General features: G+C 60.4%; 8 protein-coding genes and 1 pseudogene. All 9 read left to right on the top strand.

Annotated elements, in window-relative coordinates:
- Positions 1-1,180, top strand: a pseudogene (locus M0974_RS24885) (pyruvate dehydrogenase (acetyl-transferring), homodimeric type); the annotation flags it as partial.
- An 85-nt stretch (positions 1,181-1,265) separates the two neighbouring features.
- The gene (aceF, locus tag M0974_RS24880) at positions 1,266-2,558 is read left to right on the top strand and encodes a dihydrolipoyllysine-residue acetyltransferase (RefSeq protein ID WP_297843292.1); all 1,293 of its coding nucleotides are present in this window, start codon (positions 1,266-1,268) and stop codon (positions 2,556-2,558) included.
- A gap of 11 nt (positions 2,559-2,569) precedes the next feature.
- Positions 2,570-4,369 carry a dihydrolipoyl dehydrogenase gene (gene lpdA / locus M0974_RS24875; protein WP_297843289.1) on the top strand — a complete coding sequence of 600 codons (1,800 nt, stop codon included), beginning with the start codon at positions 2,570-2,572 and terminating at the stop codon, positions 4,367-4,369.
- Positions 4,370-4,492: 123 nt separating this feature from the next.
- Positions 4,493-5,386 (top strand): SDR family oxidoreductase, encoded by an 894-nt coding sequence (locus M0974_RS24870; RefSeq protein WP_297843286.1) that lies wholly within the window; start codon positions 4,493-4,495, stop codon positions 5,384-5,386.
- Between the two features lie 94 nt (positions 5,387-5,480).
- Positions 5,481-6,371, top strand: a complete 891-nt coding sequence (locus M0974_RS24865) for an aldo/keto reductase family oxidoreductase (RefSeq protein WP_297843283.1) — start codon at positions 5,481-5,483, stop codon at positions 6,369-6,371.
- Positions 6,372-6,385: 14 nt separating this feature from the next.
- Complete coding sequence (locus M0974_RS24860; protein ID WP_297843280.1) at positions 6,386-7,243, top strand: MaoC family dehydratase N-terminal domain-containing protein; 858 nt, start codon at positions 6,386-6,388, stop codon at positions 7,241-7,243.
- Between the two features lie 107 nt (positions 7,244-7,350).
- Positions 7,351-8,511 carry an acyl-CoA dehydrogenase family protein gene (locus tag M0974_RS24855; protein ID WP_297843295.1) on the top strand — a complete coding sequence of 387 codons (1,161 nt, stop codon included), beginning with the start codon at positions 7,351-7,353 and terminating at the stop codon, positions 8,509-8,511.
- 11 nt (positions 8,512-8,522) lie between these two features.
- A complete protein-coding gene (locus M0974_RS24850; RefSeq protein WP_297843277.1) occupies positions 8,523-9,716 on the top strand; it encodes a CaiB/BaiF CoA-transferase family protein in 1,194 nt (397 codons plus the stop codon).
- Positions 9,716-10,475 (top strand): CoA ester lyase (locus M0974_RS24845; RefSeq protein WP_297843274.1); only part of this gene is annotated, 760 nt, incomplete at its 3' end. The genes M0974_RS24850 and M0974_RS24845, both read left to right, overlap by 1 nt.

Raw genomic sequence — 10,475 nt, 5'->3', positions numbered from 1 at the left:
CATGGCAGTCGTCCGGATGCTCGGCGGCTTGCTCAAAGATAAAGAGCTGGGGCCACGAGTCGTCCCAATCGTCGCGGACGAAGCGCGTACTTTTGGTATGGCCAACCTGTTTCGCCAGATCGGTATCTACTCGCCGCTCGGCCAGCTTTACGAGCCAGAGGATGCCGGCTCGATGCTGTATTACCGTGAAGCCCGGGATGGTCAGCTGTTGGAGGAGGGCATTACGGAAGCGGGTGCACTGTCTTCCTGGGTGGCTGCCGCGACCTCCTACAGTGTTCACGGCAAACCGATGCTGCCGTTCTACATCTATTACTCAATGTTTGGTTTCCAGCGTGTCGGGGATTTGATCTGGGCAGCGGCTGACCAGCGTGCACGCGGCTTTTTGCTGGGTGCCACCGCAGGGCGAACTACCTTGGGTGGAGAAGGGCTGCAGCACCAGGATGGCAGTAGCCATGTCATGGCCGCCACTGTTCCCAACTGCCGCGCCTATGATCCGGCTTTCGCTGGCGAGCTGGCGGTGATTGTCGATCATGGCATGCGGCAGATGATGGAACGCGATGTCGATGAGTTCTACTACATCACTGTGATGAACGAGAACTACGCCCAGCCTTCTTTGCCGTCTGGCGTTGAGGATCAAATCATTCGCGGCATGTATCGCTATGCCGTGTCGGATGCACCCGCGTCGCGTGGCTCAGTTCGGCTGTTGGGCTCCGGCACCATCCTGCGCGAAGTGATCGCCGCGTCCGAGCTGCTGGCTGCTGACTGGCAGGTATCGAGCGAGGTGTGGAGCGTCACCAGTTTCAGCGAGCTCGCTCGCGAAGCGCGGGCAGTTGAGCGACACAATCGACTGAATCCTGCTGAACCCGAGCAAGTCAGCCACCTGTGCGCCTCCCTCGCCGGCAATGCGCCGGTGATTGTCGCTTCAGACTATGTTCGCGCCTGGCCTCAACTCATCGCCAGCTACGTCGATGCGCGCTTTATTGCACTGGGAACCGACGGGTTTGGCCGCAGCGATACCCGCGCAGCCTTGCGCAGCTTCTTCGAAGTTGATCGGCACCAGGTGGTTCTGGCAGCGCTGGACGGTTTGGTGCGCGACGGCAGTTTGCCGCGTCAGGCACTGGCCGAAGCCATCGAGCGCTACGGCTTGAAAGGTGATAGCCCGGCGCCGTGGACGCGGTAACAGGTTTTCTCTTCGCATGCGCTCGATGAGCGCTCCCTCTGTTGCGTGAACCCGCAACGGATCTATTTCTGGGCGACGGTAAGTCATGAGTGAAATCAGAGAGATTCATGTCCCTGACATTGGGGACTTCAAAGACCTCCCGGTGATCGAGGTGTTGGTCAAGCCGGGCGATAAAGTCGCGTTCGATGACCCTTTGCTGACCCTGGAATCGGACAAGGCCTCGATGGACGTGCCGAGCCCTGGCGCCGGCACAGTTGTGTCGGTGATCATCAAGGAAGGGGATCGGGTGTCCAAGGGCAGTTCCATCCTCACGTTGCAGATGGCCGCAGATGAAGCGCCTGCCATTCAGAGTGCGGTGGCGGTTTCAGAGGTGAGTATCAAGGATTCACCTGCGTCGGCACCTGTCGTTGCGAAGCCTGTTGCACCTGTTGCGCCAGCGGTGAATGCATCCGGCGTCAAACCACACGCCAGTCCTTCGGTTCGCAGTTATGCCCGCAAGTTGGGTGTGGACGTATCGAAAGTGGCGGCGACCGGTAAAGGCGGGCGGATGCTTCGTGAGGATGTCGAACGCTTCGTCAAGGACGCCCTGGTTCGCCTTGACAGTCCCGCGCCTCGTGGCGACCAATCAGCCGGGCTCAACCTGCTGCCTTGGCCGGACGTTGATTTCGCCAAATTCGGCACTGTCGAAAAGTTCGCGCTGTCGCGTATCAAGAAAATCTCCGGCGCGAATCTCTCGCGTAACTGGGTGATGATTCCGCACGTTACCAACAACGAAGAAGCGGATATTACCGAGCTTGAAGCGTTTCGGGTCCAGCTCAACAAAGAGGGTGGCAAGGACGCGATCAAGTACACCATGCTGGCTTTTTTGATCAAGGCCGCGGTCGCTTCCCTGAAGGCGTTCCCGCAGTTCAACAGTTCGTTGGGCAGCGAAGACGGCGAGCCGATCCTGATCCTGAAGCAGTACTACCATATTGGTTTTGCTGCTGACACGCCGAACGGGCTGGTGGTGCCGGTCATTCGTGATGCAGATCAGAAAGGTATCGGCCAGATCGCCACGGAATGTGGTGAGTTGGCGAGAAAAGCGCGGGACGGCAAGTTGGGCCCTGCCGACATGACCGGTGGAACCTTTACGGTTTCAAGCCTTGGTGGCATTGGTGGTACCGGTTTTACGCCCATTATCAATGCGCCAGAAGTGGCGATCCTCGGCGTTACTCGCGCTCAAATCAGACCGGTTTGGGATGGCAACGGGTTTGCACCCCGACTGATTCTGCCCTTGGCACTTTCATGGGATCACCGCGTCGTGGATGGCGCTGCCTCGGCACGTTTCCTCCAGCATCTAGCTGCTCTGTTGGCTGATTTCCGTCGAATTACACTTTGAGGGGGGAGCCCATGAGTCAGGTTATTGAAGTGAAGTTGCCAGGCATCGGCGATGCGGCCGCCATGTCGGTGATCGAGGTGCTGGTCAGAGTCGGCGATCTGGTTGCAGTCGATGACGCCATCTGCGTGCTTGAGTCGGACAAGGCCACCATGGATGTGCCGTCTTCGGCCACCGGGGTGGTCAAGGAAGTGCTGGTCAAAATCGGCGATAAGGTGGCAGAAGGCGCCGTGTTGTTGACGCTGGAGTCGAATGACGTGGCAGCCCGATCAGTGGCTCCTGCTGCGGCAGTGCCGTCTGCCAGCGCGCCGTCGCTACGGCCTGCATCCGCGGCGGCGTCCATTCACGGGGGCAGTGCTGATCGGGAGTGCGACGTGCTTGTCCTGGGTGGCGGCCCTGGCGGTTACTCCGCCGCCTTTCGCTCAGCGGATCTGGGGCAGAAAACCATAGTGGTAGAGCGCTATGCCTCGCTCGGGGGCGTGTGCCTCAACGTCGGTTGCATCCCCTCCAAGGCGTTGCTGCATATCGCCTCGGTGATGGAGGAAGTACCGCATCTGGCAGCACTGGGGATCGACTTCGGTGCCAGCCAAGTGAATATCGACAAGTTGCGCGCGCACAAGGAGTCGGTGGTCAGCAAGCTGACGAGCGGGCTCGCCGGGATGGCCAAGGGGCGCAATGTCGAAGTCGTGCGTGGCTTCGGTCGCTTCCTGGATCCCCATCATATCGAGGTCGCAGTCTCTTCGGGTTCCGGCCAGAAACAGACCGGCGAGAAGCAGGTCATTCGCTTCAAACAGTGCGTAATTGCCGTGGGCAGCCAGGCAGTCAAGCTGCCTTTTATGCCGAAGGATCCGCGAATCGTTGACTCCACTGGTGCCCTGGAGCTCAGGGCCGTGCCCAAACGCATGCTGGTGGTGGGCGGCGGGATCATCGGGCTGGAGATGGCCACAATCTATTCAGCCCTTGGCGCGCGCATCGATGTGGTCGAGATGATGGACGGCTTGATGCAAGGGCCTGATCGCGATCTGGTCAAAGTATGGGAAAAGCACAACAGTCACCGTTTCGATAACGTGATGTTGAAAACCCGGACGGTGAAAGCAGAGGTCAGCGAGCAGGGTATCTGGGTGACCTTCGAGGGTGAAAAAGCACCCTCTGAGCCCCAATGCTATGACCTGGTCCTGGTTGCTGTGGGCCGAAAGCCCAATGGCGACCAGATAGATGCCGGCAGGGCGGGTATCAACGTGGGTGAGCGCGGATTCATCTCAGTGGATAAGCAGATGCGCACCAACGTGCCGCATATCTTCGCGATCGGCGACATTGTTGGCCAGCCCATGCTTGCACACAAGGCGGTCCACGAGGGGCACGTCGCAGCTGAAGTGGCTGCAGGCGAGGCCTCGAACAATCCTGAACTTGCGCGTAGCCGTTTTGATGCGTTGCAAATTCCGGGCGTTGCCTACACCAATCCAGAAGTGGCCTGGGCCGGTATTACCCAGCAGGAAGCCAAGGACAAGGGCATCAAACTCGAGGTCGCGGTTTTCCCGTGGGCCGCTTCAGGGCGCGCGATTGCCAACGGTCGGGATGAAGGCTTTACCAAGCTTTTGTTCGATGCCGATACCCATCGTGTGGTCGGCGGAGGCATCGTCGGAACCGGTGCGGGTGATCTGATCAGCGAGGTGTGCCTGGCCATCGAAATGGGCGCCGACGCCGTTGATATTGGCAAGACCATCCACCCCCATCCGACCCTGGGTGAAACCGTGGGGATGGCGGCGGAAGTCGCCCATGGCAGTTGCACCGACCTGCCGGCTGCACGTCGCTGAGATACATGTTGGGACCAGGCTCCGAGTGAGACGTGCACTCGGGGCAGACAATAAAAAAATTCATGGGCAGGGAGCGTTTTTTAGCGCCTCGTTTTGCTATCAACCAGATTGGGATTTTCATCCATGACCAGTGTTCCAGCTACGATTCTCGTCACATCGGCCAACGGCAATCAGGGTAAGCGCCTCCTGCCCCGGTTGCTCGCCGCAGGACATCGTGTGCGTGCCTGCGTACGCAGCAATGGCTCAGCCGACACCCTCAAAGAACTGGGTGTGCAGGAAGTGCTGGTGGGTGATCTTGCTGATCCATCGTTCATTCGTGAGGCGGTGCGCGGCGTCGCGACTATCTATCACATCGGCCCAACCCTGCATCCTGCTGAACGGGAAATCGGCTTCGACATTGTTGATGCGGCACGGGAAGCAGGGGTAGGGCACATCGTCTTCAGCTCGGTGCTCCATGCCATCACGACAGACCTGATCCAGCATGAAATCAAGCGTGACATCGAGGAGCATCTGCTGTCTTCCGGAGTCGAATTCACCATTCTCCAACCGGCCAACTACATGCTGTCGACACGCATGAAACCGGTCTTTGAGGAAGGCGTGTTCCGTTTGTCCTGGGCGCTGGATCGTTATCAATCCATGGTCGATCTGGACGATGTGACTGAGGTGGCAGCGATGGTGCTCGCACAGCCGACACGCCATGCGGCAGCCACCTACGAGCTGGTGGGGCCTGGACGTTTCACGGCACACGATATCGGGCAGGTGCTCTCAAGGGTGCTCGGTCAGGATATTCGGGTCGAGCGCATTGACATGGCGTCGTTCATCCGTGCCCGGTTTGGCAATGGCGACCCCGTGACATTTGCGCATCAAGCCCGGGTGAGCGAGTCGATCGAGAAGCGCTACAGCCACCACGATTTCCTGGGCAATCCAAATGTCCTCTCATGGTTGTTGGGTCGCTCACCGACAAGCTTCGAGGACTTTGTGCGCAAGGAATATTCAGCATACAAGGCGCAGCGATAGGTGTTCGGCCTGGTTTTGAAAGGGGAGACAAAACGCGTCTCATCGTTTGCAACCAGGCTCAACCATTAGTCATAACAAGAGATGGAGAATACTGATGATCGAAAAAGCGGGCACATTCTCTCTTGGCGGCCGCATCGTCAAGCGGCTCGGTTACGGCGCCATGCAGCTCGCAGGTCCCGGTGCGTTCGGGCCGCCGCGCGACAGGGTCAGCGCACTCGTGACCTTGCGCGAGGCGGTGGCGGCAGGCGTCAACCACATCGACACCAGCGACTACTATGGTCCGGAGGTCGTCAATCAACTCATTCGTGAAGCGCTGTCGCCCTATCCCGAGGATTTGCTGATCGTCACCAAGGTCGGCGCGCGCCGCGGAGCGGATGGAGGATGGTTGCCTGCCTGGCAACCGGACGATCTCGCGCGGGCGGTTGAGGGGAATCTGTGCAACCTCGGACTGGAAGCGCTCGATGTGGTGAATTTTCGCGTCATGTTCAGCCCCCAGGGGCCGGCGGAAGGCTCAATCGCCGCGCCGCTCGAAGCGCTCGCTGAGCTGAAACGGCAAGGGCTGGTGCGCCATATCGGCCTTAGCAACGTGACGGCTGCGCAGGTTAAGGAAGGGCGCGATATCACCGAGATTGCCTGCGTGCAGAACCACTACAACCTGGTGCATCGCGGCGACGACTCGCTCATCGATGCCCTGGCCAAGGACGGCATCGCCTACGTCCCGTTCTTTCCGCTGGGCGGTTTCAACCCACTGCAATCGGCAACACTGTCCCAAGTCGCCACTGACCTTGGAGCGACGCCGCTGCAGGTCGCTCTGGCGTGGTTGCTGCAACGGGCGCCGAACATCCTGCTAATCCCCGGCACCTCCTCGGTCGCCCATCTGCATGAAAACCTCGCAATAGCTTCACTGGTTTTACCGGTCGATGCGGTCGCTGCGCTAGACGGCATCTCGTCCGTTCAGGCATCGGGTATAGAACACAATACGTGACCCAGGAGATGAGAATGAAAGGCTGCAATGAGGCAACTACGGTTGACTTGACCCAATGGGTGGGCCGAGGGGAATTGTGTGCCGACCGCATCGATCGACGTGTTGCCCAGGCGCTTGCCGCCACGCTCGATCTGGATCCCGATGGTTTGGTAGAGGGTGCCGAGTTGCCGCCCCTGTGGCACTGGGTGTACTTCACGCCCAACGCTCGTGGTAGTGAAATCGGCACCGACGGCCATCCGAAACGCGGCGGATTCTTGCCGCCGGTGAATCTACCCAATCGTATGTGGGCAGGCGGTCGCCTGAGTTTCGAGCAGCCATTGCGGATCGGAGAGGCCGTCACCCGGATTTCCCGCATCGCGCGCTGCGAACGAAAAACCGGACGCAACGGCGAACTGGTGTTCGTGACCGTGGAGCACACGGTCTCGGGTGAACGCGGTGTGTGTCTGGTCGAGGAACAGGACATCGTCTACCGGCAGCCGGCCCCGAAAGGAGCTCCGGTCGCGGGCTCGGTAGTTGAAGGTCGCGCCGAATTCCGTCAGTCCATTCATCCCGACCCGGTCTTGCTGTTCCGTTACTCGGCGCTGACGTTCAACGGCCATCGTATTCACTATGACCAGCCCTACGCGACCGGGGAAGAAGGCTACCCGGGTCTCGTCGTGCAGGGTCCGCTGGCTGCCACGCTATTGCTCGAAAACTTTCGCGCCAGGCATCCGGCCAGACGTATTCGACGCTTTGCGTTCCGTGCGGTCGGCCCGCTTTTCGATACGGCGGATTTTGATGTGTGCGGCCAACTCACCGGCCTGGACACCGCCAACTTGTGGACCGACTGCGCTGGCCGGCTGGCGATGAAGGCTGAAGTCACCTTCGACTGACCGGCTACCCAACCAGAAAGATTCAAAAAAAGGTGCCTCTGTGCAGAAGCGCCAAGGGCGCCGCGTTGTCGCGATTGCTCCAAACAGAACAGGAAACCGATATGACCATGCTCTATACCCCGGACGAACATCAGGAAATCCGCGACGCCGTACGTGCCCTGTGCAGCGAATTTCCGGACGAATATTTCCGCAAGATTGACGAACAGCGTGCCTACCCGGAGGCGTTCGTCGACGCGTTGATCGGCGCCGGCTGGCTCTCCGCAATGATCCCCGAGGAGTACGGCGGCTCCGGCCTGGGACTCACCGAGGCGTCCGTGATCATGGAGGAGATCAACCGCTCGGGCGGTAACTCCGGCGCGGTGCATGGCCAGATGTACAACATGAGCACGCTGCTGCGTAACGGCAGCACGGCGCAGAAGGAGAAGTACTTGCCGAAGATTGCTTCAGGCGAGTTGCGCATCCAGTCGATGGCGGTCACCGAGCCCACTACCGGCACTGACACCACCAAGATCAAGACGAACGCGGTGAAGAAGGACGGTCGCTACGTAGTGAACGGCCAGAAGGTGTGGATCTCGCGGGTGCAGCACTCCGACTTGATGATCCTGCTCGCACGCACCACGCCGCTTGCCGAAGTGAAGAAAAAATCCGAAGGCATGTCGATTTTCATCGTCGATCTCAAGGACGCGATCGGCAAGGGCCTCACCGTGCAGCCAATCGCCAACATGGTGAACCACGAGACCAACGAGCTGTTCTTCGACAGCCTTGAGATCCCCGAGGAGAACCTGATCGGCGAGGAGGGCAAGGGGTTCAAATACATCCTCGACGGGCTCAACGCCGAGCGCACGTTGATTGCCGCTGAATGCATCGGCGACGGTTACTGGTTCATGGAGCGCGCCGTCAAGTACGCCAACGAGCGCGTGGTGTTCGACCGTCCGATCGGTCAAAACCAAGGGGTGCAATTCCCGATCGCCGATGCCTTCATCGAGATCGAGGCGGCCAACCTGATGCGCTTCAAGGCGTGCCAGCTGTTCGACGCGCACCAACCCTGTGGTGCCCAGGCCAACATGGCCAAGTACCTTGCGGCGAAGGCCTCGTGGGAGGCCGCCAACGTGTGCCTGCAGACGCACGGCGGTTTCGGCTTCGCCAACGAATACGACATTGAACGCAAGTTCCGTGAGACCCGCCTGTACCAGGTCGCGCCCATCTCCACCAACTTGATCTACTCCTACGTCGCCGAGCACCTGCTCGGGCTGCCGCGCTCTTTCTGAGGACTCTGCCAATGGCTAATACCAAACCGGTACTTCCACTCGACGGCATAACAGTGGTCTCGCTCGAGCACGCGATCGCAGCCCCACTGGCGACGCGCCATCTGGCTGATATGGGCGCCCGCGTGATTAAGGTCGAGCGTCCTGTCAGCGGCGACTTTGCCCGCGCCTATGACGATCGCGTCGATGGACTTGCCTCGCATTTCGTTTGGGTCAACCGTTCGAAAGAAAGCCTCGCCCTTGACCTGAAGCAACCCGAGGCTCAGGAGATTTTAATGAAGCTCCTGTCCGAGGCCGATGTGCTGGTGCAGAACCTCGCGCCCGGCGCAGCTGCCCGTCTGGGTCTGTCATTCGAGGCGCTCTCCGCGAAAAATCCGAAGCTGATCGTGTGCGACATTTCGGGGTATGGCGAGGGCGGTCCATACACCGAGAAGAAGGCCTATGACTTGCTGATTCAGAGCGAAGCGGGCTTCCTCTCAATCACCGGCACGCCCGAGGAACAGGTCAAGGCCGGCATCTCGATCGCCGACATCGCGGCGGGCATGTATGCCTACACCAATATCCTCGCGGCGTTGATTGAGCGTGGCAAAACCGGGCGTGGGCGCCGCATCGAGATTGCGATGATCGACGCGATGGTCGAGTGGATGGGCTTCCCCATGTACTACGCCTACAACGGTCAAGAGCCGCCGCGGCGCACTGGATCATCCCACGCGACGATTTATCCCTACGGGCCGTTCCGCGCCGGCGACGGCCGCACCGTAATGCTCGGCCTGCAGAACGAGCGTGAGTGGGCAGTGTTCTGCGAAAAGTTGTTGGGCGACGCAGCAATCGCCACTGATGAGAGGTTTGCCAGCAACGCACGGCGCACCGCCAACCGTGATGCCTTGAGCAAACTGATCGAGCAGAACTTCGCCAGTATCACCGCCGAAGAGGTGATGGCCCGCCTCGATGCGGCCGACATAGCCAATGCGAACGTCAGCACAATGAGCGATATCTGGAACCATCCACAACTGAAGGCGCGCAAACGCTGGACCAGCGTGGATACCCCCGCCGGGCCGGTGCCCGCGCTGCAGCCGCCAGGCATGGGCGGTGATTATCCCGCCCGTATGGGCCCGGTGCCGGCATTGGGCGAGCATACCGCCGCGATCCTTGGCGAACTCGGCTACACAGACCGCGCAGCCGAACTGCGCGAAAGGAAGGTGGTGTGATGGCGATCCGACAATTGAATCTGAGTCGCGCGCGGACCTTCCTCTTCGTTCCCGCGAACCGTCCGGAACGTATTGCCAAGGCGTTGGCCAGCGGTACTGACGTCGTGGTCGTCGATCTTGAGGACGCGGTGGCACCTGTCGACAAGCCGGCTGCGCGGATGGCCCTGACGACATGGCTGGATGCCCACCAGGATGAGCGGGTCACCGTGCGCATCAATGCCGCGGATACCGCGTGGCATGAAGATGACCTGGCGGCCTGTCGCCATACCGGCATCGCCGCCGTGATGCTGCCAAAGGCGGACAGCGCTGCGCAGGTCCAGCACGCCCATGGCGTCAGTTGCAAACCGGTGCTGTGCATTGTGGAGACCGGGCAAGGCATCGAAGCGCTGCCACAAATTGCCAGTGCGCAGGGCTGCGCCCGTTTGATGTTTGGCAAGCTGGATCTGGCTGTCGAGCTCGATCTGATACCCGACGAGTCAGACCCTGAAGAGCTGGTGTTCCTGCCGTGGCGCGCAATGCTAGTGCTCGCGAGTAAGCGAGCGCGATTGCCTGCACCAGTCGACGGGGTATTCACCGCGATCGGCGACGAGGCGGGCCTGGCCCGTTACGCCGCCCGTGCGCGTCGGCACGGGTTCAGTGGGCAGTTGCTGATCCATCCCAGTCAGGTAAGCGAGGCGGCTGCGGCATTCACGCCCTCGGCACAGGACATCGAATGGGCGCAGGCCGTCTGCCGTCTGGCTGATGCTGCTGGCGGCGGTG

The organism is Pseudomonas sp. (assembly GCF_026224925.1).
Taxonomy (GTDB): Bacteria; Pseudomonadota; Gammaproteobacteria; order Pseudomonadales; family Pseudomonadaceae; genus Aquipseudomonas.
This window is presented reverse-complemented; position numbering and strand designations above follow the sequence as displayed.